This is a genomic window from Pseudolactococcus raffinolactis NBRC 100932 (assembly GCF_001591765.1).
Lineage (GTDB): Bacteria > Bacillota > Bacilli > Lactobacillales > Streptococcaceae > Pseudolactococcus > Pseudolactococcus raffinolactis.
Map to the genome: position 1 here is coordinate 1 of NZ_BCVN01000001.1, position 17,001 is coordinate 17,001.

General features: G+C 38.9%; 17 protein-coding genes and 1 pseudogene. 17 read left to right on the forward strand and 1 reads right to left on the reverse strand.

Annotation, left to right across the window (positions count from 1 at the left end):
* Window positions 1–90: 90 nt before the first annotated feature.
* From rsmD to LRA01S_RS00055, 11 genes are all read left to right on the forward strand, one after another.
* Window positions 91–657: a 16S rRNA (guanine(966)-N(2))-methyltransferase RsmD gene (gene rsmD, locus LRA01S_RS00005; protein WP_061773604.1), complete on the forward strand. Its 567-nt coding sequence runs from the start codon at window positions 91–93 to the stop codon at window positions 655–657.
* Window positions 620–1,081: an ASCH domain-containing protein gene (locus LRA01S_RS00010; protein ID WP_061773605.1), complete on the forward strand. Its 462-nt coding sequence runs from the start codon at window positions 620–622 to the stop codon at window positions 1,079–1,081. The genes rsmD and LRA01S_RS00010 overlap by 38 nt, the downstream gene beginning before the upstream one ends.
* Window positions 1,078–1,560, forward strand: coding sequence for a pantetheine-phosphate adenylyltransferase (gene coaD / locus LRA01S_RS00015; protein ID WP_061773606.1), 483 nt, complete (start codon window positions 1,078–1,080; stop codon window positions 1,558–1,560). Before LRA01S_RS00010 ends, coaD begins: the two co-directional genes overlap by 4 nt.
* A complete protein-coding gene (locus tag LRA01S_RS00020; protein ID WP_061773607.1) occupies window positions 1,547–2,605 on the forward strand; it encodes a SepM family pheromone-processing serine protease in 1,059 nt (352 codons plus the stop codon). Before coaD ends, LRA01S_RS00020 begins: the two co-directional genes overlap by 14 nt.
* Before the next feature lie 283 nt (window positions 2,606–2,888).
* The gene (locus tag LRA01S_RS00025; protein WP_061773608.1) at window positions 2,889–4,121 is read left to right on the forward strand and encodes a GHKL domain-containing protein; all 1,233 of its coding nucleotides are present in this window, start codon (window positions 2,889–2,891) and stop codon (window positions 4,119–4,121) included.
* A 306-nt stretch (window positions 4,122–4,427) separates the two neighbouring features.
* Complete coding sequence (locus LRA01S_RS00030; protein ID WP_061773609.1) at window positions 4,428–5,141, forward strand: LytR/AlgR family response regulator transcription factor; 714 nt, start codon at window positions 4,428–4,430, stop codon at window positions 5,139–5,141.
* Window positions 5,142–6,146: 1,005 nt separating this feature from the next.
* Window positions 6,147–8,747 carry a bifunctional acetaldehyde-CoA/alcohol dehydrogenase gene (gene adhE, locus LRA01S_RS00035; RefSeq protein WP_061773610.1) on the forward strand — a complete coding sequence of 867 codons (2,601 nt, stop codon included), beginning with the start codon at window positions 6,147–6,149 and terminating at the stop codon, window positions 8,745–8,747.
* A 94-nt stretch (window positions 8,748–8,841) separates the two neighbouring features.
* Entirely contained in the window at window positions 8,842–9,351 is a 510-nt protein-coding gene (locus tag LRA01S_RS00040) for an NUDIX hydrolase (RefSeq protein WP_061773611.1), read from the forward strand.
* A 3-nt stretch (window positions 9,352–9,354) separates the two neighbouring features.
* A complete protein-coding gene (locus LRA01S_RS00045) occupies window positions 9,355–9,786 on the forward strand; it encodes a GNAT family N-acetyltransferase (protein WP_061773612.1) in 432 nt (143 codons plus the stop codon).
* Between the two features lie 2 nt (window positions 9,787–9,788).
* The gene (locus tag LRA01S_RS00050) at window positions 9,789–10,115 is read left to right on the forward strand and encodes an inorganic pyrophosphatase (RefSeq protein ID WP_061773613.1); all 327 of its coding nucleotides are present in this window, start codon (window positions 9,789–9,791) and stop codon (window positions 10,113–10,115) included.
* A gap of 3 nt (window positions 10,116–10,118) precedes the next feature.
* Complete coding sequence (locus LRA01S_RS00055) at window positions 10,119–10,580, forward strand: NUDIX hydrolase (protein WP_061773614.1); 462 nt, start codon at window positions 10,119–10,121, stop codon at window positions 10,578–10,580.
* A 78-nt stretch (window positions 10,581–10,658) separates the two neighbouring features.
* Here the strand turns inward: LRA01S_RS00055 and LRA01S_RS00060 are convergent, their stop codons facing one another.
* Window positions 10,659–10,994 carry a winged helix-turn-helix transcriptional regulator gene (locus LRA01S_RS00060; RefSeq protein ID WP_061773615.1) on the reverse strand — a complete coding sequence of 112 codons (336 nt, stop codon included), beginning with the start codon at window positions 10,992–10,994 and terminating at the stop codon, window positions 10,659–10,661.
* Between the two features lie 131 nt (window positions 10,995–11,125).
* Here LRA01S_RS00060 and LRA01S_RS11170 point away from each other — a divergent pair.
* The 6 genes and pseudogenes from LRA01S_RS11170 to ezrA all read left to right on the forward strand — a co-directional run bounded on the left by LRA01S_RS11170 (window position 11,126) and on the right by ezrA (window position 16,946).
* Window positions 11,126–11,748: pseudogene (locus LRA01S_RS11170) on the forward strand (NAD(P)-dependent oxidoreductase).
* A 181-nt stretch (window positions 11,749–11,929) separates the two neighbouring features.
* A complete protein-coding gene (locus LRA01S_RS00070) occupies window positions 11,930–12,400 on the forward strand; it encodes a DUF2798 domain-containing protein (RefSeq protein ID WP_061773616.1) in 471 nt (156 codons plus the stop codon).
* Between the two features lie 62 nt (window positions 12,401–12,462).
* On the forward strand, window positions 12,463–12,660 hold the full coding sequence (locus tag LRA01S_RS00075) for a DUF4649 family protein (RefSeq protein WP_061773617.1): 198 nt from the start codon (window positions 12,463–12,465) through the stop codon (window positions 12,658–12,660).
* Window positions 12,661–12,830: 170 nt separating this feature from the next.
* Window positions 12,831–13,613: a 30S ribosomal protein S2 gene (gene rpsB / locus LRA01S_RS00080; RefSeq protein ID WP_061773618.1), complete on the forward strand. Its 783-nt coding sequence runs from the start codon at window positions 12,831–12,833 to the stop codon at window positions 13,611–13,613.
* A gap of 303 nt (window positions 13,614–13,916) precedes the next feature.
* Window positions 13,917–14,954, forward strand: a complete 1,038-nt coding sequence (tsf, locus tag LRA01S_RS00085; RefSeq protein WP_061773619.1) for a translation elongation factor Ts — start codon at window positions 13,917–13,919, stop codon at window positions 14,952–14,954.
* 261 nt (window positions 14,955–15,215) lie between these two features.
* Window positions 15,216–16,946 (forward strand): septation ring formation regulator EzrA, encoded by a 1,731-nt coding sequence (gene ezrA / locus LRA01S_RS00090; protein WP_061773620.1) that lies wholly within the window; start codon window positions 15,216–15,218, stop codon window positions 16,944–16,946.
* Window positions 16,947–17,001 lie beyond the last annotated feature (55 nt).

The window sequence follows — 17,001 nt, forward strand, 5'->3', positions numbered from 1 at the left end:
TAATTGACGACTGATTTCAGTCGTTTTTTTGTATTTACGATTATTGAACTAAATTTGTTATAATGTTAAGAGATAGTTTGAGGTGGGAATATGAGAGTTGTAGCTGGTGAATATGGGGGAAGAACCCTAAAAACTTTAGAGGGAAAAAATACACGACCAACTGGTGATAAAGTCAGAGCTGCTATATTTTCTATGTTGGGACAATATTTCGATGGTGGACTTGTTTTAGATCTGTACTCAGGTTCAGGAGGTCTTGCGATTGAGGCAGTATCTCGTGGATGTGATAGAGCTATTATGGTTGAGAAAGATAGGCATGCTCAGCAAGTTATACAAGCCAATATTGAGATGACAAAGGATGGTGGGCGTTTTTCACTGATGAAAATGACATCTGATAAAGCTATGTTTGTGTTGAATGAGTCCTTTGATTTAGTTTTTTTAGATCCACCATATGCTAAAGAACAGATTGTCAAAGATATTGAAAATCTTAATGATAGAGGCCTTTTATCGCCAGATGTAACGATTATCTGTGAAACAGATAGATCTGTTGATCTACCTGAGAGCATTGCGAATTTTAATCTCATCAAACAAAAAAATTATGGCATATCGAAAGTGAGTTTATATGAACGCAATAGAGCAAGCATATTGGCAGAAGTTTGAAGTGGCTACTGACATTGAATCACCATTATTTGGCTCTAGTTGGTCATTTGGTGCCACAGTTGAAATGGCGGATGACTTAGGTCAACTTGTCCTTGAAGGCAAGAAAACTGGGACAAGTTCTGCGGTTGTTTTCTATGAACTTGAAGGCGTTGCCTTTCCAACAGAAAACAAAGTTTATGATATTTTGTTAAATGGTTCAAATGAACCGATTGCGATCCTGCAGACTAAAAAAATTAAGCGCTTTATGTTTAATGAAGTAACAGAAGAGATGGCACGTCTAGAAGGTGAAGGCGATTTATCAATCGCCTACTGGCAGGCTGCACATCGTGCATTTTTTAAAGCAGCGTTTACCAAAGAAAATCTAGTCTATGATGAAGATAAACTTGCGTTATTATACGAAGAATTTGAGGTAGTTTACCAATGAAAATCGGATTATATACAGGTACATTTGACCCAATTACCAATGGTCATCTGGACATTATCCATCGCGCTGCGAAACTTTTCGACAAGCTCTATGTCGGCATTTTCAATAACGACAAAAAAAATCCTCTCTTTACATCGACAGAGCGAGCAGATATAATGAACCAGCTATTGGCTGATTTTGATCACATTGAGGTTATCGTTCATGAGTCGGATTTGACGGTCAATGTCGCTCAGAAATTGGGTGTGACGGCGCTGGTTCGAAGCGTGAGAAATGCGCAAGACTTAGATTATGAGTCAGCCATGATTTATTTTAACCATGAGATGACAGGGATTGAAACCATTCTACTTGCGGCCAGACCAGAGTTACAGTACGTGAGCAGCTCGAGAATGAAAGAATTAGTACACTTTGGTATTGATGTATCAAAATGGGTACCGAAGTTTGTAGCGCTTGAATTGGAGAAAAAATTTGATCAAAAGTAAAAAGTCATTTATAAAAAAACGCTGGGCTATTGCTAGTCTTGTTGGTATCCTAGTTTTTCTTGGTGTTTTGCTCCCCCTACCCTACTATGTTGAGATGCCTGGCACGACTGAAAATGTTGGTGAGATGATAAAAGTCAATCAGACACCATTGCACCAAAAATCAGAAGAAGGGGCTTTGAATTTGACGACTGTTTCGATGATGCGGGCAACGGGTGCGAGCTTGATTTATGCTGCATTGACGGATTTTACCGATGTTTACAGTAAAAAAGACATGATGGGTAACCAGACGGATGCTGATTACAATCGGATGAATGCTTTTTACATGGCAAGTGCTCAGAATGCTGCAACCTACGAGGCATTTAAGTTGGCGGGGAAACCCTTTGAGTTAGATTATAAAGGTGTTTATGTCCTGGATGTGCTGAAGAAATCGACGTTTAAAGATGTTTTGCATATCGCGGATACAGTGACAGGTGTCAATGGGCAAAGTTTTAAATCATCTGAGGAGCTGATGACCTACATCAAGTCCCAAAAGATTGGGGCTAAGATTTCAGTTCAGTATACAGATGAAGCGGGTAAGGCAAAATCGGCAGACGGCAAAACGATTAAGATCGCAGATGGTAAAGCTGGAATTGGGATTACCTTGGTGGATCATACGGAGGTTAAGAGTACGCCATCTGTGACAATTGATGCGGGGGCGATTGGTGGCCCATCTGCAGGGATGATGTTTACGCTTGAAATCTATTCCCAATTGACGGGCCAAGATTTAACGAAAGGTCGGGAGATTGCGGGTACAGGTACGATTGAAAAAGATGGGAAAATCGGTCGAATTGGCGGTATTGATAAAAAAATCGCCACTGCCAGTCGCAATGGTGCTCAAATTTTTCTAGCGCCTGATGATGAGATAACCCCAGAGATGAAGAAAGTCGAGCCTGGTGTTAAGTCAAACTATCAAGAAGCATTGGCTGCAGCTAAAAAACTGAATACAAAGATGAAAATTGTCCCAGTGAAAACAGTGCAGGATGCAATTGACTATTTGAAAGAATAGCTCGTGATTTTGCGCTTATGCCTAGTATGAATACTTAAAAAATCTGCTTGAGTTTGAGCAGTTTTTTTGTTTTTTAAGGTGGTTGAGTTGAAGTGATTGCTTGTAGTAATCTAAAACTCTGTGTATTTGAATATAGTATAACAATAGAAATTAATTTTTGTTTAAGTTTTATAGTCTATCATTATAGGGATTGCAAAAAAAACTTTTATTCAGTTATTGAGCTACTGAGAGATCAACAAGTTATGGCTTATAAAGTAAGGGAAATTAGGAAGAATTGGAAATCATGACGGGAATTATCTTGACCGTAAGTAAATTGTTATTAGTAACAGATATATGTTTGTATTATGATCAAAACAAAAAAGAATTAAAATATACTTTGGCTCGTATTCTAGCATTAACAGTTGGGTTACTTGTATTTGATGTCACAGATGTTATGCCGATTGCTTTACTTTTGATAGTGGGTGCATGTTTCAAAAAAAATAATCGACGTGACCTCTTCGTGATATTAAGTGCGAGTATTTTTTTCTTCACCATTCTGTCTTTAATGGATAGGTTTAAATTCTCTCTATTTTTCCTGTCATCAATTCAAGTATCTGAGAATATTAATTTTGAAATTGAACTTTTACAGTTTATGTCTTTGCTTATCATTCTAGCCTCAATGAAAGTTACTAATATTCAGCAAGACATGATGAAAATTAAGCGGATAGAATTATATATTTTGCTTGTTTATATGACCAGTCTTGTCATTTTGGTGCCTTCTTATCATTTCGGAGTTGATACGAGTACGATGTCAATGCAAGAAATATTTATTTTGGGAATGAAATCGACCTTCTTTGTACTCCTCTGTTGGTCTTGTTTCAAAAGACTAGTTGAGCGAAGAATTCAGTGGCGGGAATATGCCCATATGAATAGGGAGTTATTAGAGAGACAAGAAATTTATTATGAAACATTATTATTACGCGAAAAGTATGCCCAGAAGTTAAGGCATGATTTACGTAACCACATTATCGCGATAAATTACCTGATTCAGGTTGAAGAGTACGCTCGTGTAAAGGCTTATATGAGTGAAGGTGAGCAGCAACTTTTTGATCAACATGCAGCTGTCACAAACATGCCTTTATTGAATATCATTCTAAAAGATTTATTTGACAAATACAACCTTCCTTTAAACCTGCTCCACTTTGAAGGACAATTTCCAGTTGCTTTTAAATTTACTGATATTGATAATGTGATCTTGTTTAGCAATCTATTTAAAGAGGCCTTAGAGATAATGCCATCCTCTATAACTGAGCGCTACATCAACTTTTATGTTGAAGAGATTACACAAGGCTTACTAATCAAGATAAACAGTCCTCTGGACAGCTCCCATCATTCCAAAAATTCTAGGGGAGTTACTGCGTCAAGTGGTTTCAGACAGAAAAATTGCCAAGCTATTGTCGAAAAATATGGTGGAAAAATGATTTACGAAATGAAAGCAGATATTTTTTCAGTCTGTTTACTTTTACCCCATAAATAGAGGGAACTTAATCGGTTAACAATTATTTTTTGATATCTTAGATAGTCCTTTGATGCTTCTCATTTGCGGAATTCAGTCACTGATTCTTAATCACTAAGTTAGAATGACGAACGTTCGGTAATTATATTGGACGCACAGTATAAAGTCTTGAATTTTTTTATGTTAATATTGTATATTTATAAAGGGTTGTGTTTTGGGGATCTTGTTTCAAAATTATTAAGGGAATCGTTAACTCATATTTTCATTCCTTTTTTTAATGACCAAATCGTCATCCAATTTACATGAAGGAAAAGTAGGAAGAAAAGAATGATGATAAATATAGCGATTTGTGATGACGAACGGATTTTTCTGGAACAGTTAGAAAAAACCATTCGTTTTGTAGCCAAGGAACTGCGTTTGGTTGTGATGGTGACGCAATATTCGCATGGCTTGGAGTTACTGAAACATCAAAAAAAGCATCAACTTTTTTTTCTTGATATTGATATGCCAGATGTCACAGGTTTCTATATCGCTGAAAAACTTATGAAAAATGAACAGGCGAAAGTTGTTTTGGTGACAAATCATAGAAGTAAGGTGTTTGATGCTTTTAAATACAACGTCTTTCGATTTATTCCTAAACCGATCGAAGCGCAAAAGATTGCAGAGGTTCTAACGAGCTATGATGCAGAACTTGAAAAAGCCTTTGTACTTGTCTACAACGCTTTTCTGGATGCTAGACTTAGACTGAAATACGAAGATATCGAGTATGTTGAAGCGTTCGATAAAAAAGTCAGTATTTCCGCAAAAAATGAGCTTTATGAACACAGGGGTAATATGAAGTGGTGGCTCAATGAACTTGATCTCTCCTTGGCTTTCTATCAAGTACATCGAAGTTATATTGTTAACTTTGCTAAAGTTAAGAGAGTAGATGCTAGTTATTGCCATATGAGTAATGGTCAAAAAGTACCGATTGCGATTAGAAAACGTAAGAAAGTCATCGCTCAGTTTGAAGCCTATATTATGAGAAAGATGTCAGAGTAACAGATACTGGTATTATTTTAAAATTTGTGAGTTACTTTAGAGGCATTTGGTTCAAATATTGGTATGAAATTGAACGTTTGGTCGAAAAAAATGGGCGGTAGGTAAAATTTCTAAAAAAAATTCAGTGATTTTAGTATAGTATACTAGTGAGGTCTAAAATATTCTCTACCTATTGCAGTAGATAGATGATTATCATCTATCTACTTGTGAGAGCACTTGACTAGCCAATTCCCCCCCTTATAAGTTTCACCTCATTATCTTGAACAAATCCCTCATTTCTGTTCAGACCCTAGTATTCACGTAGAGTATAGGGATAGAGATGATAAACAAGGTTAGTCAAGTGTTTTCACAAGTAGTTTACTGAAATCGGCTGATTATAAAATTTTTCTTAGCTTCCCCCTTCCCTTAGCTAAGTTTTTCATTCAAGGTTAGCTTTGATAGCCATTCTTATTGTTTGCCTGTCAATATTTTTCAGTAAATTACTTATCGGCATCTTCAAAAGCAATTTTGGAGGTGTTTTGTTTAGAGTTAATTTCGGTCTCGAATATAAGGAAGTTTAACTGCAATAAGTATCAAAACGACTTTTAGTAAGCCTCCCCATTTATACAGTTGATAGTGTTGATGTGAAAGGTGGACAAAAGATTGTGAATTCAATTTCTTTTAAAGTTTTTTTGATTACTTTGTGAAGAAAAAGACTTGATTTAACAAGACTAATAACAAATAAATGAATTAATTCACAAAGTCGTTTGATTCACAAGTGATAAATTTCTAAATATGACTTTACAAACGCTTCCAGTATGATATAATAAGGACATAAAGATAAGTTAATTATTTCACTAACTTATCTAAACCTAATCGGAACTACTATTTTAGGCATGATACTGAAGGTGTTACAAACTTTTGTAGAAAAACAAGGGGGTTGTCGTTATCAAGCGTTGCTTGTGCGGACAAAACAACTTTTTTCCTAGAAGGTAATGCTGAAGTTCACATTTAAGGAGAAAAAAGATGGCTACAAAAACTGTAGAGAAAACTGAAACATTTGACGTTGCTGGCATGATTGACGAGCTTGCTGCTAAAGGGGCAGAAGCACTCAAAGGTCTTGAGAAATTAAATCAAGAGCAAATTGACCACATCGTTCATGAAATGAGTATGGCAGCACTTGACAAACATATGCCATTGGCGAAATTAGCAGTGGAAGAAACTGGCCGCGGTATCTATGAAGATAAAGCCATCAAAAATATGTATGCCTCTGAATATATCTGGAATGCTATCAAAGATAACAAAACAGTTGGTGTGATCAACGAAGATAAAGAAGCTGGCATCGTTGAAATTGCTGAACCAGTCGGCGTTATCTGTGGTGTGACACCAACAACTAACCCAACATCAACAACAATTTTCAAATCAATGATTGCGATTAAAACACGTAATCCAATCATCTTTGCTTTCCATCCATCAGCACAACAATCATCTGCAGCAGCAGCACAAATCGTGCTAGATGCAGCAGTTGCAGCTGGAGCGCCTGAAAACTGTATCCAATGGGTCACAACGCCATCAATCGAAGCAACTGGCCTTTTGATGAACCACCCAACGATTGCAACAGTTTTGGCAACTGGTGGTGCGGGCATGGTTAAATCTGCTTACTCAACTGGTAAACCAGCACTTGGTGTAGGTCCTGGTAACACACCTGCTTACATTACAAAAGATGCTAAAATCAAACGTGCTGTTAATGATTTATTCCTTTCAAAAACATTTGACAATGGGATGATTTGTGCATCTGAGCAAGCGATCATCGTTGATAACGAAGTTTACAACGACGTAAAAGCAGAATTCTTAGCACACAACGCTTATATCGTATCATCTAAAGCTGAATTAGCGAAACTTCAAGCAGCTGTGATGTTGCCTGATGGTCATGCAGTTAATCCTAAAATCGTTGGTTTCTCAGCTAAGTATATCGCTGAATTAGCAGGCATTAAAGTACCAGAAGAAACAAAATTACTCATCGCTGAAATTGCTGGTGTTGGAGCTGACTTCCCATTGTCACGTGAAAAATTATCTCCAGTCTTGGCAATGGTTAAAGCTAACTCAACTGAAGAAGGACTTGACCTTTGTGAAGCGATGCTTGATCTTGGTGGTCTTGGTCATACGGCTGTTATCCATACAGAAGATGAAGACTTGCAAATCCAGTTTGGTATCCGTATGAAAGCTTGTCGTATCCTTGTGAATACGCCAGCAGCTGAAGGTGGTATTGGTAACATTTACAACGAAATGTTGCCATCATTGACACTTGGTTGTGGATCTTACGGTCATAACTCAGTCTCACATAACGTATCAGCAGTTGACTTGATTAACGTTAAAACGCTTGCTAAACGGAGAAATAATATGCAATGGTTCAAATTGCCGCCAAAAGTTTACTTTGAAAAAAATTCAATCACTTACTTGCAACAAATTAAAGCTGAGCGTGTGATGCTTGTTTGTGACCCAGGTATGGTTCAATTTGGCTATGCTGACCTTGTCCGTAAACAACTTGAAAAGAACCCTCATGACCCACGTGTTGAAGTTTTCTCTGACGTAGAACCTAACCCGTCTACAAACACAGTTTATAAAGGTCTTGAAATGTTTAATAGCTTCCAACCAGATGTGGTTATCGCCCTTGGTGGTGGTTCAGCAATGGATGCAGCGAAAGGTATGTGGATGTTCTTCGAACACCCAGACACATCATTCTTCGGCGCAAAACAAAAATTCCTTGATATTCGTAAACGTGCTTATAAGATTGAATATGCTGAAAAAGCAACCTTCATCTGTATCCCAACGACATCAGGTACTGGTTCAGAAGTGACACCATTTGCGGTTATCACTGATTCAGATGACCATACAAAATACCCATTAGCTGACTACGCTTTGACACCAGATGTGGCAATCATTGACCCACAACTCGTCATGTCAGTACCAGCTAGTGTGACTGCTGATACAGGGATGGACGTTTTAACTCACGCGATTGAATCATATGTTTCAGTTATGGCATCTGACTATACACGTGGTCTGTCATTGCAAGCAATCAAGATTGTCTTCGAATATCTTGAAAAATCAGTTAAGACTGGTGATGCAGAATCTCGCGAAAAAATGCACAATGCTTCTACAATGGCTGGTATGGCCTTCGCCAATGCCTTCCTCGGTATTTGTCACTCAATCGCCCACAAAGTTGGTGGTGCTTGGAACATTCCTCACGGCCGTACAAATGCGATTCTGTTACCACACATCATCCGTTACAATGCAAAAGACCCTCAAAAACATGCTATGTTCCCTAAATATGACTTCTTCCGTGCGGATGAAGACTATGCTGACATTGCGCGCTTCTTAGGTCTTAAAGGCGATACAACAGCTGAATTGGTTGAAGCACTTGCAACTGCCGTTTATAATCTTGGTACAGCAACAGGTATCGAAATGAACTGGCAAGCACAAGGCTTGACTAAGAAACAAATGGATGCAGAAATTGATCACTTGGCTGAAAAAGCTTATGAAGACCAATGTACAACTGCAAATCCAAAAGAACCTTTAATCTCTGAATTGAAAGGTATCATCGAAATTGCTTACGACTATAAAGCCTAAGTGATATGAACTTAAAAACTTACAGACACTTGTTTGTAAGTTTTTTTGTGCTTGATTGTTGTCAATATGGTATACTATTGGCAAATGAGGTTTGATGATGGAAAGATTTGATATTTATGATAAGAATAGAAGGTTAACTGGCCGTACAGCAGAACGCGGTCAAGAACTTGAGGCAGATGAGTATCGGTTGATTGTGCATGTGAGTATCATGAATAATCAAAATCAACTCTTGATTCAGAAACGTCAACCGCACAAGCCAGCCTGGCCTGGATTTTGGGATATTAGCGTTGGCGGTGGTGCGCTGGCAGGTGAAACGAGTCAAGCGGCTGCGGCGCGTGAGACTTTTGAAGAATTAGGTCTAGCCATAGATCTATCTGAAGTAGCGCCATATTTTATGGTTAAGTTTCCAAACGGTTTTGCCGATGAGTATATTGTCCATCAGGATGTTGATTTGACAGTACTAAACTTGCAGACAGCGGAAGTGCAGGCAGTCAAATGGGCGAGCTATGATGAGGTGATGGTAATGGTGGATCAGGGCATTTTCTTCCCCTACCAAGAACCGATGCTTGATTTGATTTTTAGTTTTTTTGAAGAAGGGAGATAAGAAATGATTGACGTCAGAAAAGCAAGGCTTGAAGACCATGCCATGATCTACCGGCTAGGTCAAGAGGCGCTAGGCTATGAAATAGACCAAGAGTTTAGCCAATCTCGCTTGGCGGCTGTTTTGTCAAAACCAGCCAATCAAATCTTCGTCGCTTTCGTGGATGGTGAGCCAGCTGGATATATCCATGTTAAAGATTATGATGTGACCTATGCCATCCCTTATAAAAACATTTTGGGCTTAGCTGTTTTTGACCAGTTTCAAAGGCAGGGTGTTGGCAAAGTTTTGATAGAAGCAGCAGAAGATTTTGCACGAGCTGATGGGGCTGCAGGTATTCGCCTAAATTCTGGGGAAGGTCGGCACGGTGCGCATCTTTTCTATGAGGCAGCTGGTTATGAGCGAGTGAAATCACAGGTCAATTTTAGAAAAGCGTTTTAAGGATGGCGAAAAAAAATCTAACAGTGATCATTGATCGACCGATTGGGTATGATCATGATGGCACGATTTATCCGATTAATTACGGCTATGTCGCGGGTATCATGGGTGGAGATGGGGAGGAACAGGATGCTTATATCTTGACGGAAGGTGATCAGCCTCTGAAGACCTTTACGGGTCAGCTCATCGCAGTCGTGCACCGTGCAGATGATGTTGAAACCAAATGGATCGTGACTGATTCTGACAAGCCATATTCCGCTGAAGAAATTATGGCGACAATTCAATTCATGGAGCAATACTTTGAGTCAACGATTGAAATGATGGAAGGTTGAGAGATGCAAGATTTGACAGTAGCGCTAACAGGCGGTCGATTAAATATTCGAGTTGCTGCGATTATTCGAGATCAGGACAAAATTTTGGTTTCAAAATGGCCGGATGGCACGATTTCATTAGTAGGTGGTCGTGTGGCTTATGGGGAGACAGCGCAAGCAGCGATTAGTCGTGAGGTAACTGAAGAGACCGGATTAGCAGTTAAGTCAGCTCAGTTACATGCGATAATCGAAAACTTTTTTACGCATCGTGATCATTTTTTTCATGAATTTTTATATGTTTACGATGTTGAAACGTCTTCCTTTGAACTGAATCAAACCGCTCAGGATTTTGAGGATCAAGAGATTTTATGGTTGTCGACTAGTGAGCATGCTAGTTTGCGTCCAAAGGTTTTATCCGATGTTATTAAGGATAAGAGTGGTCGGATTTTACACCTTGTGAACCAGGAAGCTAAACTTGTCCGATAAAAATTGATGTGATTGGATGATTTAGTGAGATACTCAAAAAGCCGCTTGACTTCAAATCAAGCGGCTTTTTGATATATTTTATTGTCCGTACTGGCTTTTATAGTGATCTCCCCATGTCATCATGGCGTCGAGGACGCTATCTAAAGATTGGCCAAGAGGCGTTAGAGAATATTCAACGCGTGGTGGCACTTCTGCGTAAACTTGGCGCTTCACAATACCAGATGCTTCGAGTTGTCTCAGATTATCGGTTAATACTTTTTGAGAAATACTACCAATGGAACGTTTTAAGACGCTAAAACGTTTTGTTTCAATTAATAAGTCACGGACGATTAAGAATTTCCATTTGTTTCCGATAAGAGAAAGGGTTAATTCGACAGGACATGCAGGGAGTAATTTTTCGTTTTCGATGGGCATAACCTCCGTTAGTTACTAAATGATACCTAGGTAATAAAATAGTGCCTACTTACATTTTTTTATCTTATAAGTTATTATATACTTGTAGTCAAGATATAGCAAGTTAGTATAGAAAATAAGGGGTAAATAGAATGAACAAATTTTTAGTTGTTGCGGCAAATGGTAAAGCGGGTCAAAAGATCGTGAACGAGCTGATCGCGCGTGATTTAGATGTGACAGTGGCTGTCCGTCAAGCAAACAAAACACAAGCCAGTCAAGTCATCATTAAAGACTTATTTGATTTAAACGCTTCTGATGTGAAAAACTTTGATATTGTGATTGACGCATTTGGCGCTTGGGCGCCAGAATCGCTGCCACAACATACCACATCTTTAGAACATTTGGCTGCTATTCTGGCACCGAATGCACGCTTGGTTGTCGTTGGGGGTGCGGGGTCTCTTTACTTGGATGCAAGTCACACGGTGGCATTAAAAGACAGCGACGGTTTTCCAGATGCTTTTAAACCACTTGCGAGCGCAATGGGTGAGGCCTAGCGCATTTGCGGACACTTGATGTTGATTGGACTTATATCTCGCCAGCGGCTGATTTTGTCGCAGATGGGGAGAAAAAAGGTCATTATGTGATTGAGGGTGAGGTTTTTAGTACGGATGACAATGGCGTGAGTCAAATCTCTTATGCTGATTATGCGACAGCCTTGGTCGATATTGCGACAAGTGATAACTACCATAAGGCGCGTGTATCAGTTAGATGGTAAGAAGTCTATGTATCGTTTTTCGTGATTTTTGACTTACGAAGAAAAAAATTTTGTGATATACTAAATATAATTTACTGCGTATAATGGTTCAGCGTAAAGATTGCTATCCGGTTCTCTATCGGGTAGCAACCTTTGCGCTGTTTTTTTTCAGTAAATATAGAAAAGAAGAGGTTAATTACCAATGGATTTTTACATGAAGCTCCCGCGCAATAGCAAGGAGTTTGCCCTATTTCTCGGGATTGTTGCAGTCATTTCGGTCAATATTATTGCACCAGTGATTTCAGGATTTGAGGTTGGCTTTAGCCTAGCAACCTGGCGCCAGACACTCACGATTTTGCCAGTGATGTTAGTAGCGGTCGTTATTTTTGTTTTGCTGACGCACATGCCTGCAGAAAAGGTAGCAGCTATATTAACAGAAGAAACGGATAGCTTTAATGCCAAAATCACGATAACGATTTTGATAAATGTTGCCATAATGTCAGTGTTGATGACCATTGTAGGTGCAATGATTGCAATGCAAACGATTAGCTTAACACCTTTCCAACAGTTCTTTTATAAATGGCCAAGAAACTTTACAATTGCGTTATTGACAGAAATGTTGATTGCCCAACCTATTGCAAGATGGGTCATGCACTATCTACATAAAAAGTGATAAACACTTAAGAAACGCCATTTCTGAGAAATAGATGTATAATAAAGGAGGAGGAAAATCAAATGAAAATTACTTATCACAATGCAGGCAATGCGCCAGAAACTAAAACCTTTAAAGATGTTGAAGAATTTTTAATGTTACAAAATCGTGAGATTCCAGCGATTCAGGATCATTATCAAGTAGATGAGCTTTACGTTGAGGATGAACAAGTTGATTTTACTGGGACAATTGGCGATTTGTTTGACAAATATAACAAATAAGTCTTGTCAAATGTCCTAAAACCGTGTATAATTAAATGGTTGCCGTAAAAATATGCGGGAACTTAAACCACATTTTGACATAATCGTTCCGTAGTGCTAGCGCTTAAGCCAGTAGCGGGGCGAGTTGACGGTCAGAAGAGGAAAAAACTATTTTAAAAGGAGACTAGCTCATGGCAGTCATTTCAATGAAACAACTACTCGAAGCGGGTGTTCACTTCGGTCACCAAACACGCCGTTGGAACCCAAAAATGAAACCGTTCATCTTTACAGAACGTAACGGTATTCACGTTATCGACTTACAAAAAACAGTTAAACTTGCTGACGACGCTTACAACTACGTACGCGAAGCTGCAGCAAACGGTGCTGTTGTTCTCTTCGTAGGAACTAAAAAACAAGCTGCTGAAGCTGTTAAAGAAGAAGCGACTCGTGCTGGTCAATACTACATCAACCACCGTTGGTTGGGTGGTACTTTGACTAACTGGGGTACAATTCAAAAACGTATCGCACGTTTGAAAGAAATCAACCAAATGGAAGAAGATGGTACTTTCTCAGTTCTTCCTAAAAAAGAAGTTGTTTTGCTTAACAAACAACGCGATCGCTTAGAAAAATTCTTGGGCGGTATCGCTGATATGCCACGTATTCCTGATCTTATCTACATCGTGGATCCACATAAAGAGCAAATCGCTGTTCAAGAAGCAACTAAATTGAACATTCCAATCGTTGCCATGGTTGATACAAATGCGGATCCTGATCCAATTGACGTAATCATCCCTGCCAATGACGATGCCATTCGTGCGGTTAAATTGATCACTGGTAAAATGGCTGACGCAATCATCGAAGGTCGTCAAGGCGAAGATGCAGTTGAAGCTGAAGATGCAAACGTATCAGAACCAGCATCAGCTGAATCAATCGAAGAATTGGTAGAAGTTGTGGAAGGTTCTAAAGAAGCTTAAGCTTCTTTAGAATTAACCAATGAGGAAACGCGTAGCATTTCTTCAACAAAGAAGCTTAAGTTTCTTTTGAATTAACCAATGAGGAAACACGTAGCGTTTCTTCAGCAAAGAAGCTTAAGCTTCTTTGCAATGAATTGGTTATATCAAACTTCTCAAGCATTTAACAAAAAAATTGAAAGAGGGCGGGGCCTACGCCTCAGCCCTCTTTATATATCTAATAATTGAGTCCGCCTACTTGACTTTAAAGCTGTTATGCTCTAAAATCGAAGTAACTAACTCAACATCTAAAAGGAGAAATCAAAAATGGCAATTACTGCAGCTCAAGTAAAAGAATTGCGTGAAAAAACTGGTGCCGGCATCATGGATGCTAAAAAAGCACTCGTTGAAGTTGATGGAGATATGGACAAAGCAATTGACTTGCTCCGCGAAAAAGGGATTGCAAAAGCAGCTAAAAAAGCTGACCGTGTCGCTGCCGAAGGTTTGACTGGTGTTTATGTTGACGGTAACGTTGCAGTACTTGTTGAAGTCAATTCAGAAACTGACTTTGTTGCAAAAAATGATCAATTCGTTGCTTTGGTTAACGAAACAGCAGAATTGATTGCTAAAAACAAACCAGCTGACAACGATGCAGCACTTGCCATCCAAACTTCATCTGGTAAAACTTTGGGTGAAGCCTACGTTGAAGCAACTTCAACAATCGGTGAAAAAATTGCTTTCCGTCGTTTCCAACTTGTTGAGAAAACTGATGACCAAAACTTTGGTGCTTACCAACATAATGGTGGTCGTATCGGTGTTATCACAGTTATCGAAGGTGGCGACGAAGCGCTTCCTAAAGCAGTTGCCATGCACGTTGCAGCGATGAGCCCAAGCGTTTTGTCTGCTGAAGAACTTGATCATGACTTCATCGTAAGCGAAACGACTGCTTTGATTTCACGTATTGAAATCGAAAACGAAGACCGTAAACGTACTGGTAAAGCATTCTTGCACGTACCACGATTCGGTTCAGCTGCACAATTGACTGATGACGTTTTGGCTAAAGTTGAAGCAGAATTCAAGGAAGAACTTAAAGCTGAAGGCAAACCAGAACAAATCTGGGATAAAATCTTGCCAGGTAAAATGGCTAAATTCTTTGTTGACAATACACAAATCGACCAAGAAAATGCCCTTTTGTCACAACTTTACGTGATGGACGACAGCAAAACTGTTGCTAAATTCCTTGAATCTAAAGAAGCTAAAGCTGTTACATTTGCACGTTTCGAAGTTGGCGAAGGTATCGAAAAAGCTGCTAACAACTTTGAAGCTGAAGTGCAAGCAACAATGGCTGCTGCGCTTGAAAACTAAGACTCATAAATCTGTCATTAAGATGATACGAATTGATTGATGTGGTGATGAGTCGCTGTCTTACTTAAAACTTTGGTTTCAAACTTGAAGTAAGGCTTAACTGATTTTTCAAAACATCAATTAGATGATTTAAAAAATGCACCGAAAATTAACTTACGGTGTATTTTTTTGTTTAAATGTGGTATAATGAAACACGGAATTTATAAATTCGAACACAAGATTTAAATGTATTAATAGACCCGTGATGGAGAGTAAAAAAGAATGCCAAACAGTATCATAATCGCAATCGTCGTCTTACTTGCAATCGTCGTTATTTTTTATGTAGCGTCGATGGTGCTACGCAAAAAAACAGAGGATCGGATTATTGCGCTTGAAGAGCGCAAAGAAGATTTATTTGATTTGCCAGTACAAGAAGAGATTGATGCCGTCAAAAAATTGCATCTGGTTGGACAAAGTCAGACGATTTTTCGTGAATGGAATCAAAAATGGATTGATTTATCGTCAAACTCTTTTGCGGATTTAGAAAATCATATTTTCGAAGCAGAGCAATTGAATGATTCTTTTAGATTCGTTCGTGCACGTGCCTCTGTTGATGCTTCAGAAAGTCAAATCGAGCTCATGGAGGAAGACGTACAGTCAATTCGTGAGGGGATTTCTGAATTAACGAAGCAAGAAACGATTAATTCGTCTAAAATCCAAGACTCTTTGGACTTATATGATGCTTTGCGGGCAGAGATTACGGATAATGCGGGCAAATATGGGGTCGCACTCGGTGAACTTGAAGCTCAATTAGATAATATCGAAACTGAGTTTAACCAATTTGTTGACTTGAATTCAACAGGTGACCCGATTGAGGCATCTGAAGTTTTGGAGACGGCTGAAGAACATACAATTGCTCTTGGTGCAATTGCAGAACGGATTCCAGCTGTTGTTGAAGATTTGACGGTCAAATATCCGAAACAACTGGAAGAATTAGCACAAGGTTATCAAGAGTTTTTAGCGCAAGATTTCAAATTACCTGAGTCTGTGAAGGTCGAAGAACGCTTGCAAGAAGTTCGGGATGATTTGAAACAAACGACTAAGTTTGTTGAGGGCTTTGAATTAGACCGTGCGGATAACCAATTGGAACAAATTCGTTTGAACTTAGATGGTCTCTATGAAATTTTTGAGGCTGAGTACAAGGCACGTCGTGATGTGGCTAAAAATGCTAGCATTATCAAGGATTATATCTCACATACACGAGCGAATAATAAAAATCTTCTCTTGGAAATTGACCATGTTTCTCAAGCCTATGTTTTAACAGGCAATGAGATGGGCATGATTCGTGGTTACCAGGAACAGTTGGAGCAATTAGAGGCTGGTGCAAATGAATTGCTAGATGTGATTGCCGAAAATGCACAACCCTATAGCTTACTTGGTAAGGAAGTTGATACAATCATCTCAACGCTTGATGATATTGAGAAAAATCAATTAAAAATCAGCAACGACTTGCAAGATTTACGGAAACAAGAAAAGGCAGCACAAGATGCGGCTGATACATTTGACCGTGAAATTAGAATTTTAAAACGTTATGTTGAGAAACGTAATTTACCAGGTTTGCCACAAGTCTATTTGGATAAATTTTTTGCGACATCAGAACGTGTTCAGACTTTGTTTAAAGAATTGAATAAGGTGAAAGTAAATATTGATGGCGTCAATCATTTGGTTGATGTGACAACAGAAGATCTATCGAATCTGAAAGATGCGACGGATGAAATGGTTGACAAGGCACGCTTGGCGGAAGATTTGATGCAGTATGCCAATCGCTACAAAACAACGAATGAAACTGTTGCTAAAAGCATTGCACGAGCATATCAATTATTTGAGCGTGATCGTAATTATGCTGCATCCTATGAAGAAATTTCAGTCGCATTGGACGCGGTAGAACCAGGTGCTAGTGAACGTATTTCAAATGTTTACCACAATACAAAAATGACACCGGATTATCGATAAGTCGAAAAGAACTCGCTAAAATGGCGAGTTTTTTGCTTGTCTTGCCATGAATTAA